This is a genomic window from Marinomonas sp. (assembly GCF_965225885.1).
Lineage (GTDB): Bacteria > Pseudomonadota > Gammaproteobacteria > Pseudomonadales > Marinomonadaceae > Marinomonas.
Genome location: NZ_OZ245329.1, coordinates 1,759,564 through 1,782,861 on the forward strand (window position 1 = coordinate 1,759,564; position 23,298 = coordinate 1,782,861).

The window sequence follows — 23,298 nt, forward strand, 5'->3', positions numbered from 1 at the left end:
CATTACATGGATTTAAATACGGCGCGCATGAAAACTCTGTCCATTATTTTAGCCGGTGGACGTGGTTCAAGATTAAAACAATTAACAGATAATCGTTCAAAACCTGCCGTGCCTATTGCCGGTAAGTACAAAATTATAGATTTTCCGCTATCTAACTGCATTAATTCAGGTATGCGTCGTATTGCAGTCCTGACTCAATATCGTTCTCATACTTTAAATCAACATGTTCAAAGGGGCTGGAACTTTCTGCGTTCAGACTTCAATGAATTCATCGAGTTATGGCCAGCTCAGCAACAGACTGGCAGCGATTGGTATCGTGGTACAGCAGATGCGGTTTATCAAAACTTGACCATGATCGATGGTCTAGAAAGTGAGTATATTTTGATTCTTGCTGGTGACCATGTTTACAAGCAAGATTACAGTCTCATGCTGCAAGACCATATCGAAAGCGGTGCCGATGTTACGGTGGCTTGTATAGAAGTGCCGTTGAAAGAAGCCGATCAATTCGGCATTATGCATGTGGATGAAAACGACAATATTATTGCATTTGAAGAAAAGCCTTCGACCCCACCAACCATGCCTGGCAAACCAGATGTATCGCTTGCGAGTATGGGGATTTATATTTTTAACACTAAATTCTTGTCTGATAACTTGCGTTCAGATGCCAGTGATGACGCATCGAGCCATGATTTCGGTAAGGATTTGATCCCCTTATTTGTTGGTCGCAGTAAAATTAAAGCGCATCATTTTGCGAACAGTGTCATAGATAACAAGAGCTATCCTGATGAGCCTTATTGGCGTGATGTAGGGACGTTGACGGCCTATTGGGAAGCCAATATGGACCTGACTCGTTTGGTACCTGAGTTAGATTTATATGATGAAGAGTGGCCGATTCGCACGGCTCAATATCAGCGACCAGCGGCTAAGTTTAACTATAATTACGAAGAACGTATTGGTACTGCGCTAAATTCTGTTGTGTCCGCGGGTTGTATTGTTTCTGGTTCAACGGTTGAGCAATCCATCTTGTTTAATAACGTTAGAGTGAACTCATATTCCCATGTGAATAAATCGGTCATATTGCCTCGTTGTGATATCGGACGACATTGCCGACTACATAAAGTGGTAGTTGACTCTGATTGTTGTATCCCTGAAGGGACTATTATTGGTGAGGATGCGGTTGCGGATGCAGCGCGTTTTTATCGAAATTCGGATGGTATTACTTTGGTAACACAGGGCATGATAGAAGCATTAGCTGACTAGTTTTTGGGCTATTGAGTTCTGTTTTATGGGACGAAAAACCGCTTCGACAAGCGGTTTTTTTTTATGTCTAAATTAAGTTTAAACAACGTATTTTATTTCGTGGGTAGTTGGTTTTTATTTAACTATTGTTCTGCTTGTGCTTGAAAAACAATAAATTGGGCGCATTAGTAGGGTTTGGATTTTTAGTTATTGGATTGGATGTCGGTTATCCACGTAACCTGTGGATAACCCTATTGGTGAATCTTTGATAACTTACGCAAAACCAGTCAGTGTGCCGCTTTGGTCATGGGTGTTCATTTCTTCTGCAGATCTTTGATCTAGTGAGCTTTGTTTGGCTGATGTGTTTATATTTTCACCTGAAAATGAGGATGTTTTATGTTTACGGGTATTGTTCAAGGTAAAGCAACAGTTCAGGCCACGACTCAAGTCGGACGAAATAAGCGTCTTGATATTGTCTTTCCTGCTGGGGTTATGTTGAGTCAGCAACTGGGTGCCAGTGTAGCGATCAATGGTGTTTGTCTTACGGTCGCAGAAATTGGCCATGACGTACTGACGTTTGATGTTATTGATACCACTTTGGCGTTAACTAACATTGGTTTATTGCAGACTGGTGATGTGGTTAATTTTGAGCGCGCGGCAAAAATGGGCGACGAGATTGGTGGTCATGTTATGTCTGGTCACATAATGACGTCCGTGACTGTATCACGCATCGAAAAAATTGAAGAAAGTGTTCATATTCGTTTTACGACGGATCGCCAAGATGAGGTAGACGCCAGACGCTATTTATTCAATAAAGGCTATGTCGGTTTGAACGGCGCAAGTTTGACGATCAGTGATATTGGTAATGATTGGTTGGAAGTTTCTTTGATTCCAGAAACACTTAGGCTGACGACGTTTGGTAGTTTGTCGGTTGGCGATAAGGTGAACCTTGAAATAGATGCTCATACACAGGCAACAGTCGATACCGTTGAACGTATTTTAAAAGAGCGAGGCATTGTCTTACCGTAAAGGTAAATTTTACGTTAGTTGCTGAGACTCTATCTTGTTTGATCTATGAAATAAATGGAGTCCTAGCTCGAATTTCGGTAGAATGCTCGCCAATTTCTATCCTGAATACTTGTTGATAAGTTTTTCACTGGGCTGACATGATGATGTTAGCTGACTAATGCATTATTTAGATTAAAAAATGTGCATATGTAACGTATTTACCAACAGGTAGTCATTCAAACATCGCTTTTAAAGTGTGAGTAAATAGTGTCTTCCAATAATCTTAAGCACATACGCAATTTTAGTATTATCGCCCACATCGACCACGGAAAATCGACCTTAGCTGATCGCTTCATTCAGACTTGTGAAGGTTTGAGCGAGCGTGAAATGTCAGCTCAGGTTCTCGACTCTATGGACATCGAGCGTGAACGAGGCATTACCATCAAGGCGCAAAGTGTAACGCTTGATTACCATGCGAAAGATGGTCAAGTTTATCAATTGAACTTTATCGACACACCTGGACACGTGGATTTCTCTTACGAAGTATCGCGCTCACTTGCTGCCTGTGAAGGTGCATTGCTGGTGGTTGATGCTGCGCAAGGTGTTGAAGCTCAATCTGTTGCTAACTGCTATACCGCTATCGAGCAAGGTCTCGAAGTTATGCCGGTATTGAACAAAATCGACTTGCCTCAGGCTGAACCAGAACGTGTTTGTGCTGAGATTGAAGAGATCATTGGTATCGACGCTATGAATGCTGTGACCTGTTCTGCAAAAACAGGCATGGGCGTTGATGAGGTTCTAGAGCGTTTAGTGGCGACTATTCCACCACCAGAAGGTGATGTTGATGCGCCGCTTCAAGCCCTTATTATTGACTCTTGGTTTGATAATTACTTAGGTGTGGTTTCTCTTGTTCGTATCAAACAAGGTACTTTGCGTAAGAAAGACAAGATTTATATTAAATCTACCAAGCAGTCTCACCCTGTTGATATGGCTGGTATTTTTACACCAAAACGCAAAGAAACTGGCGTGTTAAAAGCGGGCGAAGTGGGCTTTGTTGTTGCGGGTATTAAAGACATTCATGGTGCACCAGTGGGTGACACCATTACTCATGCTTCGACGCCTGATGTTGCTCAGTTAGCGGGTTTCAAAAAAGTTAAACCACAAGTTTATGCGGGTTTGTTCCCAGTAAGCTCTGATGATTATGAAGATTTCCGTGTCGCCTTGAATAAACTGACATTGAATGACGCGTCATTATTTTTTGAGCCAGAAAGCTCAGATGCGTTGGGTTTTGGTTTCCGTTGTGGCTTCTTGGGTATGCTGCATATGGAGATCATCCAAGAACGTTTAGAGCGAGAATATGACCTTGATTTGATCTCTACAGCACCAACAGTGGTGTTTGAAGTTGAGCTCAATAACGGCGATGTTATCAATGTAGACAGTCCGTCAAAAATGCCTGATCCAGGGACCATTAAAGAAATGCGTGAACCTATTGTGGAAGCCAATATATTGGTGCCACAGGAATATTTAGGTAACGTTATTACATTGTGTGTTGAAAAACGCGGTGTTCAAAAGGACATGTTATACGTTGGTCGACAAGTGCAATTACGTTACGAATTGCCAATGAACGAAGTGGTAATGGATTTCTTCGATAAACTGAAGTCTTGTAGTCGTGGTTTTGCCTCTCTGGATTACAGCTTTTCTCACTTTAGCCCAGCACCGTTGTGTCGTTTGGATATTTTGATTAATGGCGAGCGTGTTGACGCATTGGCGCTGATTATGCACAAAGATAATGTGCAGTTTAAAGGCCGAGCATTGTGCGAGAAAATGAAAGACTTGATTCCTCGTCAAATGTTTGATGTGGCGATTCAGGGTGCAGTTGGCGCGAAAGTGATTTCACGTACAACAGTCAAAGCATTGCGTAAAAACGTAATTGCCAAGTGTTACGGTGGCGACGTGAGTCGTAAGAAGAAATTGTTACAGAAGCAGAAAGACGGTAAAAAACGTATGAAGCAGGTTGGTAACGTTGAAGTGCCACAATCTGCTTTCCTTGCGGTTTTACAACTGGATAGCTAGCCAGATAATCAACAGGTGTGCCAATGCACACCTTGGTGGAGAAATGAACTATGGGTTTTGATTTCGAATTGATACTGGCCATTGCGTTTTTAGTGACAGGTATCTTCTGGGTTTACGATCGCATTATATATTTACCTAAGCGCAAAGTAGTGTTGGCAAATATGGCAACCGAAACGCGAGCAGTTTTAAGCAAAGACGCTGAGCAGCGATTGGCCGAAACCCCTAAATTTGTTGTAGAGGTAAAGTCGTACTTCATTATTATTGCCGTTATCTTTGGTTTGCGATCTTTTGTTGTTGAGCCGTTCCAGATTCCATCCGGTTCTATGTTGCCTACATTAAAAATAGGCGATTTTATTCTGGTGAACAAATTTGACTATGGTCTTCGTTTGCCGGTTCTAAATACGACTATTATTCCTACTACTGAGCCGAAACGCGGTGATGTAGTTGTTTTTAAATATCCTCTTGATCCTAGTCTAAACTACATTAAGCGCTTAGTTGGTCTTCCTGGCGATCAAGTGAGTTATCATAATAAAGTTCTGACGGTTAATGGTCAGCAAGTGAGCAAAGAGTTTTTAGCTAAGTTACCAATCTCATTGAATCCAGATCAAGAGCCTGTTGACTTGTTCAGTGAAAACTTAGGTGGTGTACAGCACGATATTTATAATAGTTACCGATTTACTCCCCATGAAGGTGAATGGACTGTTCCAGCAGGTCATTACTTTGTGATGGGAGATAATCGAGACAATAGCGCTGATAGCCGATTTTGGGGTTTTGTCCCAGATGAAAATATGAAAGGTCGTGCCTTTTATGTATGGCTGCATTGGGATAAATTTTTCAGTATCCCAAGCTTTAAAAATAACGGTTTGATTGAATAAGTATTTTTTGGAGACATTTTGAGTTCATCGTATCAGAAGCTGAGTCGGCGAATTGGGTATTTTTTTGCTGACCTTGGACTGCTTGAACTGGCGCTAACGCACCGTAGTTTTGGTGGCAAAAATAATGAGCGCCTTGAGTTTTTGGGTGACTCGATTCTTAACTACGTGATTGCGGAAGATCTTTTTCACCGTTTTCCAAAAGCCAAAGAAGGCGAATTAAGCCGCTTGAGAGCCTCATTAGTTAAAGGCGATACTTTGGCCGAGTTGGCCCGAGAGTTTGAGTTAGGTGACTACCTTAAATTAGGCGCTGGGGAATTGAAAAGTGGTGGTTTTAGACGCGACTCGATTTTGGCCGATACCGTAGAAGGCATAATCGGCGCCATGTATCTAGATGCCGGCATGGATGTTTGTCGCCAGCATATCTTGGAATGGTATAAAGAGCGCTTGGATGCGACATCGTTAAAGATTGTCACTAAAGACGCTAAAACCCGTCTACAAGAATTTTTACAAGCGCGAAAGCATGCGTTACCTCAATATGATGTGGTTAATATTGTAGGTGACCCTCATGATCAAACGTTTTATGTGCATTGTCATATTGAGCTTTGTGAAGAGTTCATTGAAGGTAAGGGTAATAGCCGCCGAATTGCAGAGCAAAATGCTGCTGCGAAAGCATTGAAAAAATTGGAAAAGAAAGATGTCTGAAGTTGAAGTTACGCACTGTGGTTATATTGCCATTGTTGGGCGCCCAAACGTGGGTAAGTCGACTTTGCTTAATCACATCTTGGGGCAAAAATTATCGATTACTTCACGTAAACCACAGACAACACGTGATCAAATTCTTGGTGTTAAAACCGAAGGTCACGTTCAGGCTATTTATGTTGATACACCAGGTTTGCATCTAGGTGAAACAAAAGCCATTAACCGTATTATGAATAAAACGGCCGCTGCGGCATTGAAAGATGTGGATGTGGTGTTGTTTGTTATTGATGCAGATCGATGGACTGAGGAAGATGAGTCTGTTCTTCAGAAGGTTAAGCATGCGCGCTGCCCAGTTATCTTGGTAGTGAACAAAGTGGATCAATTGGATCAGAAAGAAGATCTTTTACCGCGTTTGGCTAATTTATCTGATCGTATGAATTTTGCTCAGATCGTGCCTATTTCAGCGTTGCGTAATAACAACTTGGATCGTTTGGAGCGCTTGGTAGAAAGCTATATTCCAGAAGGTACGCAGTTTTATCCTGAAGATCAGATTACTAACCGTAGTTCACGTTTTTTGGCTGCGGAAATAGTGCGTGAGAAAATTACTCGTCAGCTTGGCCAAGAAGTGCCTTATGAAGTGGCTGTACAGATCGAGGAGTTTGTTTACGAAGAATCTGCTATTCATATTAGTGCGTTAATTTTGGTCGAGCGAAATGGCCAAAAACGCATTATTATCGGTGAACGTGGCGATAAAATTAAGCTTATCGGTAAAGAAGCACGTATTGATATGGAGAATTTATTTCAGCATAAAGTGATGTTGAATCTCTGGATCAAAATACGTTCTGGTTGGTCTGATGATGAGCGTGCGTTAGCTAGTTTAGGCTATCAGGAAGAATAATTCCGATGCGCGTTTCTGCGTATGTGATCCATACTCGCCCTTTTCAAGACAGTAAAATCTTGCTTGATATGTTAACGCTCGAGCAAGGTTTGATACGCGGAGTGTGGCGATTACCAAAAAAAGAGGCTCGGGTCATACCTGGGCCTTTTTTGTGTTATGAAATGGAGTTCTCTGGCCGCAGTGATTTAAAAACAGTGAAAAGTTTGGAGTCGATAGCGTCAGCGTCTTCTTTAGAGGGTTTGCCTTTGTACGCGGCGCTCTATGTGCATGAGCTGCTTGAAAAGCTGTTACCGATTAACCTTCCTTTGCCTGACGTTTTTGAACTGTATAAATGGTTGATTGAAAGTTTGTATTCAGGTGCTCCGATTGCGCCTTTGTTAAGGCGTTTTGAAGTCGGGCTCTTTTCGGAGTTAGGTGTCGGTATTAATATGGTATCAACCGGTCGTGGTGAGCTGCTTGAGGCACGTCAGCTTTATCAGTTTCATTATAAATTCGGTCTGCGACCTTATTATGGTGAGATACCCAAGCAAATGCCTATGTTGTTTGTCGAAGGACAAGTGGCGCTTAATTACCATGCAGGCAAGTGGATGGATAAGCAGGTGTTGAGTCTTGCCAAAGAGTTACACCGTAATTGGTTGGATAGTTTGTTGAATGGCAAGCCCGTTGTCTCTAGGCGCTTGTTACCGAAGCAACCTTTTCAAGGGGAACGACATTTAGGTGTGCCTATTTTTCGTGCGTTGTGAAAGTTGGTTTAATAAAGAGGTGAGTGTTTGATTATCGGAGTTGGAACGGATTTAGTCGAAATTGCTCGTATTGCTCAGTCAATTGAGCGTTTGGGTGAGCGATTCATCGATAGGATATTAACGGTCGATGAGAAAGAGCGCTGGCTACAAATTAGTAATCTAGAGAAATCTAATGCTTATGTTGCGAAGCGTTTTGCGGCGAAAGAAGCAGCGGTTAAGGCGTTAGGAACGGGGATCGGTTCAGGTGTCAGCTTTCAGCATTTTACTGTTAGTAACCTAGCTTCTGGTCAGCCAATTCTCACGGTCGATGATAGTATCATTGCTCGTTATGACTTCCCTGTATCCTGGCATCTAAGTTTAACCGATGAAAAAGCCTATGCTCAGGCTTTTGTAATACTTGAGTCTAAATAGCTGAGTCTAAATAGTTGAATCTAAGAACTGAGGCCAAGGAATAAGCTGTCTATGGTTTAGCAGCTCTTCAATTGCTTCAATGAAGTCTTCCGCTACGCCGTCAGCGCCTTCCAAACCTAATTCCTTCAAATGTGTTTCTAAAAAACCAGCATGGCGTGCGATGTTGATGGTGCCAGTATATTTAGAGGCACCGTGTATTCTATGTACCACTTCAATGAGTTTTTCTGTGTCTTGGTTCTCGAGATGATGCCGGATAAGTTTTTTCTCTGCATCCAGAGAGTCTGCCAGCATATCAAACATTTCTTTTGCTATGTTGGTTTTGCCATCAACGATTTCGAGCGCTTTTTCTAAATCGAAAATACCAACAAGTTTCGCATCAACTTGATCTTGAAAGGTTTCTGTATTGGCACGCCAGGTTTCAATCGTGCTAAGTAATAGCTCTTCATTTATGGGCTTGGTTAGATAGGCATTCATGCCGCTAGACAAGATCTGTTGTTGTTCTGATCCTAAGGCGTGAGCGGTTAGCGCAATAATGGGTGTGTTTTTATAATTTTCTATTTGCCGAAGTTGTCGCGTGGTTTCCATGCCGTCCATTTCTGGCATTTGTATGTCCATGAAGATCTGATCGTAGCTTTCGTTCATCGCCATATCTATGGCTTGTCGTCCACTGTAGGCTAAAGATACTTCTAAGCCAATAGGCTCTAGCCAGTGTTTGAGCAGTTGTAGATTTATTGGTGAATCATCTACCGCCAGAATCTTAAGGCCGCTAATTCTTTCATGTAGTGTATTTATCTGAGGTTGCTTAGGTGTAATTGGGGCGCTGCTGTTACTAAGGTGTTGCAGTGCATTGTAGAGACGATCTTGACTTATAGGTTTAAGCAGGATGTCACTGCACAAGTCTTTTAGGTCTGGATAATGTGCAATTTGGCCAGGTGGCTGAATCATTAAAATACAGGGAATAGAAAATTGTTGCGTTGAATAATTAATTAATTCGCGAGCTTCGGCAACATTTTGATCGTCTGGTATCATGCTCAGTAAAATTGCATCAATAGTGTCATGTTGTTTATTTAGTAGGGCGACCATTTGCTCTAAGTCAGAACAAGCTGTGCAGCTAACGCCAATGTTCTTCAGATAACTGCTGAGATAGCTTTTATAGGTTGCACTTGGTTCGAGTAAAACCACGTGGCGATTTAGTGCGCTTTTATCCTTGCTCAATTTTGGTGAGGCTTTGAGATTGATGGTGAAGCGGAAGGTTGATCCAATGCTTGGGTCGCTGCTCACTTCGATTTTGCCATTCATTTGCTCAACTAATTTTTTGGTAATAACCAAGCCAAGCCCAGTGCCGCCGAATTGTCTAGTTGTACTGGTATCTACTTGTGAAAAGGGCTTAAACAGACGGTTTATTTTGTGTTCGGCAATACCTATTCCAGTGTCTATGATTTGAAAAGATAGTGTGACATCTTGGCCGTTTTGCGCTGTGATAGATACTTTTGTTCGCACCGAACCTTGGTGGGTGAACTTGATGGCGTTACCAATTAAGTTGGTTAAAATCTGACGAACTCGTGTGCTGTCACCAATTACCCATTCTGGTACGTCCTGATTAAATTCTGGTACCAAATCGATTTGCTTGTCTTTCGTTAGCAGGTTGATACTGAGGATTTGATAAACGTCGTCGAGAAGCGCTTTCAGATTGAAGTGGTTACTTTCAAGGTTTAATTTTCCTGCTTCAATTTTAGAGAAATCTAATATGTCGCCAATAATGGTAAGTAGGCTATTGGTCGATTGTTCAATGGTATCCACATAAAGTCGCTGTTGGGTATCTGTTATGTCTTTCTGCAAGGTTTTGGTGTAACCCAAAATAGCGTTCAACGGAGTACGAACTTCGTGGCTAATGTTGGCCAGAAACTGCGATTTCAAACGGTTTGACTCCATGGCCTCGCGGTTTGCTATGTGTAGCTGCGCGCTTTTTTCTTCCATGCTATCCATGCTGCGGCGGATGTCTTCAGTTGATTGTTCAATGCCTGCAATTAGTTCTTCATTGTGGTGTTCTAATCTTTCGGTTAGATCAAATAGGTCTTTTTGGAGTGCCGCGTATTCCGGTGGGAATTTCATTAACTTGATATTAGAAAACTGGCCCTTAACCAGTTTGCTCAACGCAGAAGAGAGCCTATTTATTGGTAAGGTTAATGTTTTTGATAGGTGAGATGCCCCTAATATAACCAATATATTAAAGATAAGTAGAATGAAAAAAATCAGAGTAGCGTATTGATATTTTTCTATTTGAATAGAAGATTTGTTGGCTTCAATTTTTACCCAACCAATTAAGCTTCGTTGATCTACAGAGTTGAATAAATCTGCTTGAGAGTTAAAAACGCCATCTAGTGTATTGCTAGTGTAGTGGATAGTGCTCATGGATTCTAAATAAGTATCGTATTCTTTTATGGTGATTTCATCTGGAAAAATGGCATTGCTTGGCTCAGGCGCTTTGCCTAATTCCGCAATGAGTTTTTGTTCACTGTTAAAGAGCTGTACGCTGCTAATGTCTTGATTGTTTAATGCATTTTGTAATAACCGATACATCATATTTTGGTCGGAAAAGACAATGGCGTATTCGCTGGTAGTGGCAACTTGTTGGGTTATATGTAATGTACGTTCGTATAGACTTCGGTTTAGGTCATTAAAGCGAGTAGATAAGAGAAAACCACAGGACAATAAAGAAACAACAAAGACAGGCGCAAACAATGCCCAAAACAATTTATTGCTTAAGCTAGGTGTTGGTAAATGTATAAGTGGTAATTTCTTCATGCGACAAATCTAATAGGCGAGTTAATAGCAAGATAGATTGCCTTTATTTTTACGGTCATTACATTCTTTTTCATAGTTAGCACACATCTGCTGTTCACTGCTAGATGGAGTGTGAATGTAAGCACATTCACGCCATTTTTTTCTGAGTTCTACACTGTTCAGCCCTGTAAGGTCTTTGGTGGACTTGTCACAGCTACTTATCATGAGTAATAAAAAAAGTACGGCGAAAATGCGTGTTATGGGCATATCTTTTACTCTAGAATGCGAAATTGAAACTAAGTTTATAACGCTTTCTTATTGTACTGTTTAGCGTAAGTGTTCTTAAATAGGCTTGAGTGTTAAGTTTCATTCCCTAAGTCATCAATGTCAATGAAGTTTTTTTATGATCCAATACCCTAGTATCGAGTCCTTAATCGGGCAAACTCCTTTGGTTCGCTTGCAGCGCATCAATCCTAATTCAAGTAATACGATTTTATTAAAGCTTGAAGGACAAAATCCGGCAGGCTCAGTGAAAGACCGTCCCGCTTTAAATATGATACTTCAGGCAGAGCTTCGCGGTGATATAAAGCCGGGAGATAGTTTGATCGAAGCAACCAGCGGCAATACTGGGATTGCGTTAGCCATGGTGGCAGCGATTAAAGGCTATAAAATGCACTTAATTATGCCTGACAACATGAGTCAGGAACGTAAGTCTGCTATGTCGGCTTATGGGGCAATATTGCACTTGGTGACAAAAGAAGAGGGCATGGAAAAAGCGCGAGATCTCGCTCAAGAGATGCAAGATCAAGGTGTTGGTATTGTCTTAAATCAATTTGCTAACCAAGATAACCCGAATGCACATTATGTAACAACTGGGCCAGAAATTTGGCAACAAACACAAGGTTCAGTGACACACTTTGTAAGTTCGATGGGAACCACTGGCACCATTATGGGGGTTTCGCATTATTTGAAAGAGCAAAATAAAGACATTCAAATTGTAGGGCTTCAACCTCAAGACGGCTCCAGCATTCCTGGCATTCGACGTTGGCCAAAAGAGTATTTGCCGTCTGTTTTTGATGAGACTCGAGTGGATACAGTAATGGATGTGTCTCAAGAAGCCGCCGAAGTGACGATGCGTCGCTTAGCAAAAGAAGAAGGTATTTTCTGTGGTGTGTCTTCTGGGGGTTCCGTTGCTGTGGCCTTAGAGTTGTCTAAAAAGTTGAATGATGCTGTGATCGTTGCGATTGTTTGTGATCGTGGTGATCGATATTTGTCTACCGGTGTTTTTGATAGCTAGGATATCTTTGCCAGAAATATCGAGTCAGGACATTAGAAACTTGCAATTATTTAAGGCTCGCTTTCGCGTACTGTTCTGTATTCAGATGCGATAGAATAACCGCGCATTTATCCTATTTATCCCAATAAAGAGAGTCGGGAATAAGAGAGCCTCCTTTGAGAAGAAGAACACCGCCACGTCGAACAATAACTTCTAAGCCTCAGCCGATGGGGCCAATACAAACCTTCGTAGTGGATGGTTTGACACATGAAGCAAAAGGCGTCGCCCGTTTGCAAGGTAAAGTGACCTTTATTGAAGGCGCTTTACCGGGTGAAACCGTCGAAGCGCAAGTTACCAAAGCTGGGCGTCGTTTTGATGAAGCGATTTTGGTGAACATCATTGAGCCAAGCGCTCATCGAGTTGAAGCATCCTGTCAGCATTTCAATGTCTGTGGCGGCTGCAGTTTTCAGCATTTAGCTGATGAGCAACAGCTCTCTGCAAAAGCCAATTGGTTGCAAGGACAGCTGCGCAATCTAATCACAACCCAAGAATTAGAACTGCTATCAGATACATCTACTGGTTATCGTCGACGTGCTCGTATCGCAATTGATCTAAAAAAAGGCCGTATGGCATTAGGTTTCCGTGGGAAAGCATCCAACGAAATCATCTCGATTGATCAATGTGTTGTGCTTACCACTAATTTGCAAAGTACCTTCCTTTCACTTAAGCATGCCTTATTAGAAAATGATCTGGCGGGTGTACTGGGCCATGTAGAATTACTTGAAGACACGAAAGGTGTTTCTGTATTGTTTCGCTTAACATCTTCGATTTCTGATGAGCGTCAAAAAGTGTGGGAAGATTGGGCTGAAAAGGCACAAATCACTTTATATTGGCAAGCACCAAAAGCGAGCAAGGCGGAAGTGGCGCTTGAAAAAATGCGCTATTATGATCTTGGCGACTTGAGTTTGAAATATCATCCGCAAGACTTTATTCAAGTAAATGCCGTCATGAATCAAAAAATGGTAGCACAAGCTATGGACTGGTTAAGCCCAAGTAAGCAAGATGTTGTATTGGATTTGTTTTGCGGTGTGGGAAACTTTTCTTTACCGTTGGCACAGCATGCACAATCAGTCATTGGCGTTGAAGTGCAAGAAACGATGGTTGAAGCTGCGCGAGAAAATGCGCGAGTTAATGGTTTGGATAACCTGTCTTTTGTGGCAGCTGATTTGACTAAGCCTGTGAATAATGAACTTTTTAAGCAGACCATTACCAAAGTATTGTTGGATCCACCTCGTGCTGGTGCATTTGAATTTTTAGACAGCATAATAAAAATTAGGCCAAAGCAAATATTGTATGTTTCTTGCAATGCTTCTACTTTAGCTAGGGATGCCGAGTATTTAGTTGCAAAGGGATATCGTGTTTTACGTGTTGGTTTGATGGACATGTTTCCACAAACCTCCCATGTAGAAACGATGATGTTATTGCAAAAAAAGAAGTAAATTTAAGGGCGGACAAATGGTAACGGTAAGAAAAGATCACCCTGTATTAGAGGATGGTAGTGTCGATATTGATGCTTGGATGGGGCATTTTTCACATCTGATTGACGATAGTACTCGAGTTCCTTTACGTATGGCCTGTGAGTTGGCTCGTCAAGCTGAACTACAGTGCGCTCGACCCTCTTACTGGGGGGCGCAAGCGAGTACTTTCCGTGCTGGACTGGAAATGGTGGAAATCCTCTCCGGTTTTCGAGCAGACCAAGATTCATTAGTAGCCGCCGCCTTATATCGTGTTGTACGAGAAGATCAATTACCCATTTCCCGTGTGACTGAAATGTTTGGTCGAAAAGTCTCTTCGCTTGTCGAAGGGGTAATAAAAATGGGTGAAGTCTCGAAGAATTTGACCGCCGACTCAGCTGCCGAGGTATTAGGCAGCAGTGAAAATCAGCTGGAATCACTGCGCAAAATGCTGGTTTCTATCATTGATGACGTGCGAGTGGTGCTGATAAAGCTTGCTGAGCGTGCCTGCGCGATTAAAGAAGCTAAGCATCAAGACGAAGATCGTCGTGTTGCTGTTGCGCTGGAAGTACAGAGTGTTTATGCGCCGTTGGCCCATCGTTTGGGTATTGGTCATATCAAATGGGAATTAGAAGATCTCTCTTTCCGCTATCTTTATCCTACCGATTACAAACGTATCGCCAAGTGGTTAGATGAAAAGCGCCTTGATCGTCAGCAGTTCATTGATGATGTTATTAAGCTGTTAGATGAGCGTTTGAAAGGCATTAATATTCATGCCGATCTGATGGGAAGAGCAAAGCACATCTACAGTATTTGGCGCAAAATGAAGCGCAAAAATATTGGCTTTGATGAGGTATACGACGTCCGCGCTGTCCGCATTTTAGTGGATGAACCGATGGAATGTTATGGCGTTCTCGGTGTGGTACACAACTTATGGCGTCCAATACCTCAGGAGTTTGATGATTACATTAGTAACCCCAAATCGAACGGTTATCAGTCATTGCATACCGCTGTTATTGGCCCTCAAGGCCGTGCTCTAGAGATTCAGATTCGTACCCACAAAATGCATGAAGACGCAGAACTTGGGGGTTGTGCACACTGGAAATACAAAGGTACGGATTTAAGTTCTAATAGCAGTAGCTACGAAGAAAAGCTTCAGTGGCTAAGAACCATTTTGGATTTCCATGAAGTGCAAGGCGATTTGGAATCTTTGTCTGAGCAAGTACGCAGCGATATCGAGCAAGATCGTATTTATGTCTTTACCCCTGACGGTCATGTAGTCGATTTACCTATTAATGCGACTGCGGTGGATTTTGCGTATCGAGTTCACACTGAAATTGGCCATCGCTGTCGTGGTGCCAAGGTCAACGGCAAAATCATTTCCTTGGTCACTCACTTAAAAATCGGCGACAAAGTTGAAATTCTCACCACCAAAGAGGGTGGTCCTAGCCGTGATTGGTTACATCCGACACTAGGTTATGTACAAACCAACCGTGCTCGAGCCAAGATTCAAAACTGGTTTAGAAAAGAAGATCGAGAGAAAAACCTTGAAGCCGGTAAGCATTTACTCGATAAACAATTGAAGAGACTTGGTCTTGAAGATAATCGTATCGATTTACAAGCCATTTCTTCTCGCTTTAATTTTTCTTATGCTGAAGAAGTATATGTAGCGCTTGGCGCGGGAGATATTCAATTATCTCGCGTACTACGTGTCATTGATGACTTCTACAATTTGAATGGAGAGACGGCAACTCCTCGTCCAATTCGTCTGAAAAAGAGCCGTCACAAATCTTCGGATAACGATATTCATATCTTGGGGGTGGGCAAGTTATTAACCCAGATGGCCAAATGTTGTACGCCTATTCCAGGTGATGACATTGTTGGTTTTATCACCCAAGGTCGTGGTGTGTCCGTGCACAGGCAAGATTGTATTAATATTGTTCAATTAGGCTTAGAAGAGCCCGAACGTATTATTGATGTAAGTTGGGGGGAAGAGCTAGATAACCAATATCCTGTCAATATTCAGGTAGAAGCTTACGACCGCACTGGTTTGCTCAACGACATCACCAGTTTGTTGGCGAATGAAAAAGTAAATCTATTGTCGATGAATACCATATCAGCAAAAGAAAACCACACGGCAAGTATTCGCTTTACGATTGAAGTGGGCGAATTGAGTGTGTTGAGTAAATTGCTGCATCGTATTAATCAGCTGCCAAACGTTCTGAATGTATTTAGGGAGAGAGACTTTTGAGAGACCTTTGCACGACTACTGTGCTCACCAATACTTTGTTAAAAACAGACTCGAAATACTCATTTATAACTTATAGACTCCGTTTTCTCGTCTGTTTTTGCCTCGTCTTGGTTTTGCTCGTAACATCGTGCGGAGGTCTCTTTGAGTAATTCGATAACACAGCTACAGTATTTGATGCGTTGTCTGAGGGACAAACAGTTTGGTTGTGCTTGGGATAAAAAGCAGACTTATAAAAGCATTGCACCTTATACGTTAGAAGAAACGTATGAAGTGTTGGATGCCATTGAACGTGAAGATTTCGAGCATTTAAAAGAAGAGCTAGGCGATTTACTTTTCCAAGTGATTTTTTATGCGCAAATGGCGGAAGAAGAGCAACGTTTTACGTTTGATGATATCGCGGCTGGTATTGTTGAAAAAATGCTGCGCCGCCATCCTCATGTTTTTCCTGAAGCTGATATCACTCGTTTTGGCGAACCAACAACGTTAACTGAAGAACAAATAGCACAGCAATGGCAGCAAATTAAGGCGCAAGAAAAAGCAAAAGGCCCAACAAATAATAGCTTGTTGGCTGACGTGCCTGCTTCTATGCCTGCATTAATGCAAGCAGTGAAAATTCAACAGAAAGTCGCTAAAGTTGGCTTTGATTGGCCTGATGTCGTGCCAGTTTTTGACAAGATTAGAGAAGAGCTTGATGAACTAGAAGAAGCAATGAAGGAGCAAAATCGCCTTCATGTCGAAGAAGAGATGGGCGACGTTTTGTTTGCGGTCAGTAACTTGGCTCGCCATCTTAATGTTTCACCTGATTTAGCGTTAAACAAAACAAATATAAAATTCCGCCGGCGCTTTGGTAAAATCGAAACCCTTGTGTCGGCGCAAAATAAGAAACTAACAGATTGTTCTTTAGAGGAATTAGATCATTATTGGGATCAGGCCAAAAGCGAAGGTTTGTAGGCTGGCTTATTTGTTGGATAAATAATAGGTTGGATGAATAATAGAACGCTTGTAAGGCGTTATTGGCAACATTAGGAGGGTGAAGTGAGTGATAGTCAGGCGTCATTACGCGAAAATGTTAGGTTGCTAGGAGACTGTCTTGGCGAGAGCATGAGCAATCATTTGGGGGAAGGTTTTTTAGAAAAAGTGGAAAACATCCGGTTGCTTTCGAAAGATGGACGTCAATCAGGCGACTCAGCCGCTCTTATTCAAGCCTTAGAAGCATTGGATGACAAAGAGATCGTGCCGGTTGCTAGAGCATTTAATCAGTTTTTGAACTTATCTAATATTGCTGAACAATATCACCGAGTACATCGCCGACGTACTAATGAAAGTTTGGGTGTATACCATAACCCGGTCGGAGATTTGTTAACTCGCCTTTCAAAACAGAATTTTACTGCCGAGCAAATGGTTGCATCGTTGCAATCTCAATCTATCGAGCTTGTTCTTACTGCTCATCCAACTGAAGTGGTTCGTCGTTCGCTGATTCGAAAATACGACAATATTTCCAGTGAACTAGAAGCCCTCGACAAAGATAATATTCTGCCCTTAGAAGAAACCAAACATATCCGTCGGCTGAAAGAGATTATTACTCAGGCTTGGCATACTGACGAAATTCGCGAAGAGCGACCTACACCTGTTGATGAGGCAAAATGGGGTTTTGCTGTTATTGAGCAATCCTTATGGCAGGCCGTGCCACGGTTTTTCCGTCAGCTAGATGAACAATTTAGTGAGTTTTCAAAAGAAGATCGTTTGCCTTTGGATTTGGCGCCTATTCGCTTTGCGACTTGGATGGGCGGTGACCGAGACGGTAATCCGAATGTGACTCATAAAGTAACCAAAGAAGTGACTTTGTTGGCTCGTTGGATGGCCGCTGATCTTTATATAAAAGACTTAAATGTGCTGCGGTCAGAGTTTTCTATGACGCAGTGTAATGCTGCTCTACGCGCACGTGTTGGCGATAGCGCTCAGCCTTATCGGGAAGTCTTACGACATCTAGAAAACAAGATGTTGGCGACCAAAAACTGGGCGAAAGCATGCTTGGATGGTAAACCAACTTCTGGTGAGGATATTTTTCTTGATATTCAAGAGCTCACCGATGATCTTATTTTGTGCTATCAGTCTTTGTTAGATTGCGGTATGAAGGTGATTGCTAATGGGTCACTGCTTGATCTTATTCGTTGTGCGGCAACCTTTGGCTCGACCTTAGTTCGTTTGGATGTTCGCCAAGATGCTTCTCGTCATATCGATGCCTTATCTGCTATTACGCGCTTTTATGGGCTTGGTGATTACGCCGAATGGGATGAAGCGTCCCGACAAGCTTTCTTGTTGACCGAGTTGAATTCTAAACGTCCGCTTTTACCTATGGAGTGGACGCCAACAGCTGAAGTGAAAGAAGTGCTCGATACATTCGCGATGATTTCCCAAGGTCAGCAGAATTCGTTTGGCTCTTATGTTATTTCAATGGCCAGTGCGCCATCGGATGTTTTGGCAGTTGCCTTAATGCTGAAAGAGTCTGGTGTTAGTTTTCCAATGCGTATTGTACCTTTGTTCGAAACCCTTGCTGATTTGGATAATGCTGAGCCGATTATCGAGCAGCTATTCTCAATTCCTTGGTACAAGTCTTATATCAATGGCCGTCAAGAAGTGATGATAGGTTATTCGGATTCTGCCAAAGATGCTGGACAAATTGCCGCGACGTGGGGGCAATATCGAGCGCAAGAGGCGTTGACTCGCCTTTGTAAAAAACATGGTATTCATCTGACTTTGTTCCATGGTCGTGGCGGCACCGTAGGTCGTGGCGGCGGCCCAGCTCATGTGGCGATTTTGTCGCAACCGCCTGGTTCCGTGAACGGTGCTATTCGAGTGACTGAGCAAGGTGAAATGATTCGCTTTAAGTTTGGTATTCCGGATATCGCGGTACGTTCTTTAGAGCTTTATTGTTCCGCTGTGATGGAGGCGTCTTTGATTCCTGCTGAGCCTCCAAAAGAGGAATGGCGTGCGATTATGGATGAAATGGCCGAAGTAGGAATGAATCAATATCGCTCCATTATTCGTGGACATGAAGACTTTGTGCCTTACTTTAGAGCGACAACACCAGAGCAAGAGTTGGCAAAATTGCCTTTAGGCTCTCGCCCTGCACGTCGTCGATCGGATGGTGGTGTAGAAAGTTTGCGAGCTATTCCTTGGATCTTTGCTTGGATGCAAATTCGCCTTATGTTGCCTGCTTGGTTGGGCGCTGAGAGTGCCTTACAGCAAGGTGTTGAGTCCGGCAATTTAGAAAAGCTACGCGAGATGCACAAAAAATGGCCTTTCTTTGGGGCTTACTTGGACATGCTCGACATGGTGTTAGCAAAAGCAGAGCCGGAAATTGCTGAGTATTATGAAAAGCGTTTAGTAGGTGAAGAATTGCAAGGCTTAGGGCGTTTGCTACGCAGCAAGCTTAAGCAGGTGAGTGAGCTGGTGAAAATGCTTAAGAAGCAAGAGCGACTCATTGAAGATAATAAAACTATACGTCAATCTATTGACGTGCGTAACCCGTATATAGATCCGTTGCACTATTTGCAGGCGGAGCTTTTGTATCGCAGTCGCAAAGATGAAGAAAATGCTGAAGTGAATAAAGCCTTAATGATTACCATGGCGGGTATTGCTAGTGGCATGCAAAATACGGGCTAATTGCAAATCTGGTTGATAAATGCTCATTATGAGTAAGAAAATGATAAAAAAAGGCAGGTAAATTTGCATAATGGTTGGCTGCTTGGGTATGCTTGGCGGCCATTCAATTTTTTAGTATGCAATTGGTTTGTCTGTCACCTTGCTGCCGTGCTTAATTGCACGTTGATGAGACATTGTGCCAGTCATCCTTGCTATTCAGTTAACGCTGTCTTTGGAGACTTTTTATGCGAGTAATATTATTAGGTGCGCCAGGCGCTGGTAAAGGTACTCAAGCTCAATTCATTACAGAGGAGTTTGGCATTCCACAAATCTCTACAGGTGATATGTTGCGTGCGGCCGTAAAAGCTGGAAGTGAGATGGGCTTAAAAGCCAAAGCGGTTATGGACGCAGGGCAACTTGTTTCTGATGATATTATTATTGGTTTAGTTAAAGAGCGTCTGATGCAAGACGATTGTACCAATGGCGCTTTGTTTGATGGTTTTCCGCGTACTATTCCTCAGGCCGATGCTTTGAAAGACGCTGGCGTTAAAATTGATTATGTCGTTGAAATTGATGTTGCCGATGAAGAAATTGTAAAGCGTATGAGCGGACGCCGTGTTCATGAAGCATCAGGTCGCACTTATCATGTGATTTACAATCCACCTAAAGTAGAAGGCAAAGACGATGTGACAGGGGATGACCTTGTGCAGCGTGCCGACGACACAGAAGAAACAGTTCGTCTTCGCTTAGGTGTTTACCATGATCAAACCGCGCCATTAATTGGTTACTACCAAGATTGGTTAAAAGCAGACAGCGCAACAGCGCCTAAGTTTGTCAAAGTTAATGGTATTGGCGATTTGAATGAAATTAAACAAAGCCTATTAGCATCGTTAAAGGCTTAATCATTCAATGACGGTTATTTTAGCATTAGATACATCAACGCCTGCTTGCTCAGTGGCGTTGAATATTGATGGGGTTGTGCTGGAAGACTTCCGCATGGCTCCGCGTCTTCATAATGATCTGATTTTGCCAATGGTTGATCAGATTCTTAGTCAAGCTGGTTTGGCTTTATCAGATCTAGATGCTATCGCTTTTGGGCGAGGGCCAGGGTCTTTTACTGGGCTAAGAATCAGTGCCGGGGTTGTACAAGGTCTTGCCTTCGGTGCAGATTTGCCTGTTATCCCTGTTTCTACGCTTGCTGCGTTGGCTTTAGAAGGTTTTCAAAAGACGGGTAAAAATAATTGGCTAGCCGCTCTTGATGCTCGTATGGGCGAAATTTACATGGGGGGTTATAGCGTCAATAAAGATGCAGGGTGTTACGAAATAGAGTCATTGATTGATGAATGTGTTGCAAAACCTTCTGAGTTATCTGCGTTTTCAACAGGCTTTGACGGTGTCGGTTCTGGCTGGTGCTATGAAGATGTTTTAACGCCTTTGCTGCCTACTCCTCCCGACCATATTTTGACTGATTTAGCACCTCGTGCCGCTTGTATTGCTGAATTGGCGCTGTTGCAATTTAAAAAAGGTGAAATGGTAGCTGCCTATGATGCTATTCCTACTTATTTAAGGGATGAGATTAGCTGGGAAAAACAGGCTCCGCGTATAGGGAAGCGTTAGTTATATGTTGTGGTATCACATCGTTTTTTTGGCAGTGATTCAAGGATTAACAGAGTTTCTGCCTATTTCAAGTTCTGCTCATTTAATACTTCCTGCGCAATTACTGCATTGGCCTGATCAAGGGCTGGCGTTTGATGTTGCTGTGCATGTAGGAACGTTAATTGCCATTGTTGGCTATTTTAGAAAAGACATCGTGCAAATTGTGGTGGCGTGGTGTGTATCCATTAGAGATAGGCGCTCGACATCAGATAGTCGTTTAGCTTGGTGGATCTGTCTTGCTACTTTGCCTGCTTGTATTGCAGGTTTGCTATTTGATGACTTTATTAGTACCAACCTGCGTTCTTTGGAAGTGATTGCTTATGCCACCATTGGATTTGGTGTGTTGCTTTGGTTGTCTGACCGATATGGCGCTTCTAACAAAACTGAGCAAGACTTTGGCTTAAAAAATGTGCTTTATATTGGTTTGGCTCAAGCGCTTGCTTTAATTCCTGGGACCTCTCGTTCTGGTATTACGATGACGGCTGCTCGTTCTCTCGGTTTTAGCCGTGAGTGTGCTGCTCGGTTTTCATTTCTTTTGTCTATCCCTCTTATTTTGGCTGCTGGTGGCTTAAAGTCGATTGAGCTTGTGTCGTCAGATATTGCGGTCGATTGGGTGAGTATCTTGATGGGCGTTATTCTGTCTGCAATCAGCGCCTATCTTTGTATATATCTATTTTTGAAGTGGCTTAATAGGATTGGTTTTTTTCCGTTCTTTGTCTATAGATTAGTCTTGGGGATAGCCCTTCTATTAATTGTTTATCTCTAGAGGCTTGATGGTATTTAGCTAGATTAAGTGCTTTATTGTTTGATGTGACGGATTAGCTTCTTTAGTTAAGATGAAAAGCTTCTAATATTTAGAGGCTTTTTCTATTTGTAATCATATAAATATTCGTTTTATTTAGCGTTATTACAATGCGGTGACGCGCGTTTTCATTCTTGTTTAGTGATGTTTTTTTGGAGAGAGGCTTTTGCCCAATTCTATTGCAGTAGCAACAACAGATAAGTTTTTGGAGCCGGAATCTCGCTTATTGGCTAAGTCGTTGAATCTCGATTTCATACTGTTGCATGAGCCTCTTAAGTTTGTTTCCAAATATGATTATCTTCTATTGAAAACAACGGATGGCATTGCAGTGGCTAAAACCGGAAAGGGCGCGCCTAAGCCCGTTTATGTGGATTTTACCTCTGGGGCTGTTGATCACAGACGACGGTTTGGTGGCGGAAAAGGACAAGATATTGCTAAAGCGGTTGGACTGAATAAGCGAGGAAACTTATCTATTCTTGATGCAACGGCTGGTTTGGGGCGAGATGCTTTTGTGTTGGCTTGTCTTGGCTGTTCTGTTTCTCTTTGTGAGCGTGTGGGCTTTGTTAGAGCTATGTTAGAGGACGGTTTATATAGAGCGTCTTTTCATCATGAAGTGGCTGAGATTGTCGCTAAGATGTTTTTGCTTGATTCCGATATCACTGGTATCGATGAACAAGGGGTGTTTGATGTGGTGTATTTGGATCCTATGTATCCACACACAGATAAATCGTCAGCTGCAGCCAAAAAAGAAATGGCATTTTTTAGGGATTTGGTAGGCAAGGATTTAGATGCCGATAGCTTGCTGTCTTACGCATTGCGTCTGGCGGAATATAGAGTGGTTGTGAAACGCCCTAAAGGCGCTCCATTTTTAGATAACGCTGAACCAACCTATCAATTGGAAGGAAAGTCAGGACGATTTGATGTCTACGTTTTAAAATCACTCGACTCGATTTCTGCTTAGTATTTTTTGTTAGTAGTGCGGTGGTCTGTCGCCATCATGAATAGGCTGTTGTTGGCGGTAAGATTCTAGCTGATTGCCTAATAGAACCAGTTTTTCTTTCATCAATAGCATGTCTTTTTGTTGGCTAATAAGAGCCTGATTTAAACTATCAATCGTATCTTCTTGAAATTGCAGTTTGAATTCTAATTCGTCGATGCGTTGATTGATTTGTGAGGTGTTCATAGATACCTTCTGTGTGTTAACCTTACTAGGCTAAATTCATATTTAATTTGCAATTCTATACAAAAATCTGACGCAAGTATTGGTCATTTAAATTGTAAGGGTGGCGTGAAAATTGCTCTCATAAGAAGTTGAGTATTTTACTACTATCTTCTTTAGCTTCACATGGCGATTTCAGCAAGAGTTTAGTAAAAATATTCATTTATTCACGTTTGTACTAACACAGGCTTTACTTCTTTGAAGA

At 42.3% G+C, this 23,298-nt stretch carries 19 protein-coding genes; 17 read left to right on the top strand and 2 right to left on the bottom strand.

Going from position 1 to position 23,298, the window contains the following annotated elements:
• The first annotated feature begins 6 nt into the window (after nucleotides 1-6).
• The 8 genes from glgC (at nucleotide 7) to acpS (ending at nucleotide 7,946) form a co-directional block, all read left to right on the top strand.
• On the top strand, nucleotides 7-1,260 hold the full coding sequence (glgC, locus tag ACO05V_RS08330) for a glucose-1-phosphate adenylyltransferase (RefSeq protein ID WP_421849569.1): 1,254 nt from the start codon (nucleotides 7-9) through the stop codon (nucleotides 1,258-1,260).
• Between the two features lie 375 nt (nucleotides 1,261-1,635).
• Nucleotides 1,636-2,268, top strand: coding sequence for a riboflavin synthase subunit alpha (locus ACO05V_RS08335; RefSeq protein WP_421849572.1), 633 nt, complete (start codon nucleotides 1,636-1,638; stop codon nucleotides 2,266-2,268).
• Nucleotides 2,269-2,514: 246 nt separating this feature from the next.
• Complete coding sequence (lepA, locus tag ACO05V_RS08340; protein ID WP_421849575.1) at nucleotides 2,515-4,320, top strand: translation elongation factor 4; 1,806 nt, start codon at nucleotides 2,515-2,517, stop codon at nucleotides 4,318-4,320.
• Nucleotides 4,321-4,370: 50 nt separating this feature from the next.
• Entirely contained in the window at nucleotides 4,371-5,195 is an 825-nt protein-coding gene (gene lepB / locus ACO05V_RS08345) for a signal peptidase I (RefSeq protein ID WP_421849578.1), read from the top strand.
• An 18-nt stretch (nucleotides 5,196-5,213) separates the two neighbouring features.
• Entirely contained in the window at nucleotides 5,214-5,897 is a 684-nt protein-coding gene (gene rnc, locus ACO05V_RS08350; RefSeq protein ID WP_421849581.1) for a ribonuclease III, read from the top strand.
• Nucleotides 5,890-6,792, top strand: coding sequence for a GTPase Era (gene era / locus ACO05V_RS08355; RefSeq protein ID WP_169459435.1), 903 nt, complete (start codon nucleotides 5,890-5,892; stop codon nucleotides 6,790-6,792). The genes rnc and era overlap by 8 nt, the downstream gene beginning before the upstream one ends.
• Nucleotides 6,793-6,797: 5 nt before the next feature.
• Nucleotides 6,798-7,535, top strand: a complete 738-nt coding sequence (recO, locus tag ACO05V_RS08360; RefSeq protein ID WP_421849584.1) for a DNA repair protein RecO — start codon at nucleotides 6,798-6,800, stop codon at nucleotides 7,533-7,535.
• Nucleotides 7,536-7,562: 27 nt separating this feature from the next.
• Entirely contained in the window at nucleotides 7,563-7,946 is a 384-nt protein-coding gene (acpS, locus tag ACO05V_RS08365) for a holo-ACP synthase (protein WP_421849587.1), read from the top strand.
• Nucleotides 7,947-7,952: 6 nt separating this feature from the next.
• On the opposite strand, the gene ACO05V_RS08370 is transcribed toward acpS, so the two are convergent.
• On the bottom strand, nucleotides 7,953-10,751 hold the full coding sequence (locus ACO05V_RS08370; protein ID WP_421849590.1) for a response regulator: 2,799 nt from the start codon (nucleotides 10,749-10,751) through the stop codon (nucleotides 7,953-7,955).
• 382 nt (nucleotides 10,752-11,133) lie between these two features.
• Here ACO05V_RS08370 and cysM point away from each other — a divergent pair, with 382 nt between their 5' ends.
• From cysM to ACO05V_RS08415, 9 genes are all read left to right on the top strand, one after another.
• Nucleotides 11,134-12,027, top strand: coding sequence for a cysteine synthase CysM (gene cysM, locus ACO05V_RS08375; protein ID WP_421849593.1), 894 nt, complete (start codon nucleotides 11,134-11,136; stop codon nucleotides 12,025-12,027).
• A gap of 155 nt (nucleotides 12,028-12,182) precedes the next feature.
• Nucleotides 12,183-13,505 (top strand): 23S rRNA (uracil(1939)-C(5))-methyltransferase RlmD, encoded by a 1,323-nt coding sequence (gene rlmD, locus ACO05V_RS08380; RefSeq protein WP_421849597.1) that lies wholly within the window; start codon nucleotides 12,183-12,185, stop codon nucleotides 13,503-13,505.
• A 16-nt stretch (nucleotides 13,506-13,521) separates the two neighbouring features.
• Nucleotides 13,522-15,771, top strand: coding sequence for a GTP diphosphokinase (gene relA, locus ACO05V_RS08385; RefSeq protein WP_421849600.1), 2,250 nt, complete (start codon nucleotides 13,522-13,524; stop codon nucleotides 15,769-15,771).
• 141 nt (nucleotides 15,772-15,912) lie between these two features.
• On the top strand, nucleotides 15,913-16,722 hold the full coding sequence (mazG, locus tag ACO05V_RS08390; protein WP_421849603.1) for a nucleoside triphosphate pyrophosphohydrolase: 810 nt from the start codon (nucleotides 15,913-15,915) through the stop codon (nucleotides 16,720-16,722).
• Nucleotides 16,723-16,806: 84 nt separating this feature from the next.
• Nucleotides 16,807-19,437, top strand: a complete 2,631-nt coding sequence (gene ppc / locus ACO05V_RS08395) for a phosphoenolpyruvate carboxylase (RefSeq protein ID WP_421849605.1) — start codon at nucleotides 16,807-16,809, stop codon at nucleotides 19,435-19,437.
• Between the two features lie 224 nt (nucleotides 19,438-19,661).
• On the top strand, nucleotides 19,662-20,318 hold the full coding sequence (adk, locus tag ACO05V_RS08400) for an adenylate kinase (RefSeq protein WP_421849608.1): 657 nt from the start codon (nucleotides 19,662-19,664) through the stop codon (nucleotides 20,316-20,318).
• A gap of 7 nt (nucleotides 20,319-20,325) precedes the next feature.
• Nucleotides 20,326-21,033, top strand: a complete 708-nt coding sequence (tsaB, locus tag ACO05V_RS08405) for a tRNA (adenosine(37)-N6)-threonylcarbamoyltransferase complex dimerization subunit type 1 TsaB (protein ID WP_421849611.1) — start codon at nucleotides 20,326-20,328, stop codon at nucleotides 21,031-21,033.
• A gap of 4 nt (nucleotides 21,034-21,037) precedes the next feature.
• The gene (locus tag ACO05V_RS08410) at nucleotides 21,038-21,838 is read left to right on the top strand and encodes an undecaprenyl-diphosphate phosphatase (RefSeq protein WP_421849614.1); all 801 of its coding nucleotides are present in this window, start codon (nucleotides 21,038-21,040) and stop codon (nucleotides 21,836-21,838) included.
• Nucleotides 21,839-22,040: 202 nt separating this feature from the next.
• Entirely contained in the window at nucleotides 22,041-22,835 is a 795-nt protein-coding gene (locus tag ACO05V_RS08415) for a class I SAM-dependent methyltransferase (RefSeq protein WP_421849617.1), read from the top strand.
• Between the two features lie 9 nt (nucleotides 22,836-22,844).
• Here the strand turns inward: ACO05V_RS08415 and ACO05V_RS08420 are convergent, their stop codons facing one another.
• Entirely contained in the window at nucleotides 22,845-23,057 is a 213-nt protein-coding gene (locus tag ACO05V_RS08420) for a SlyX family protein (RefSeq protein WP_012068974.1), read from the bottom strand.
• Between the last annotated feature and the right edge of the window lie 241 nt (nucleotides 23,058-23,298).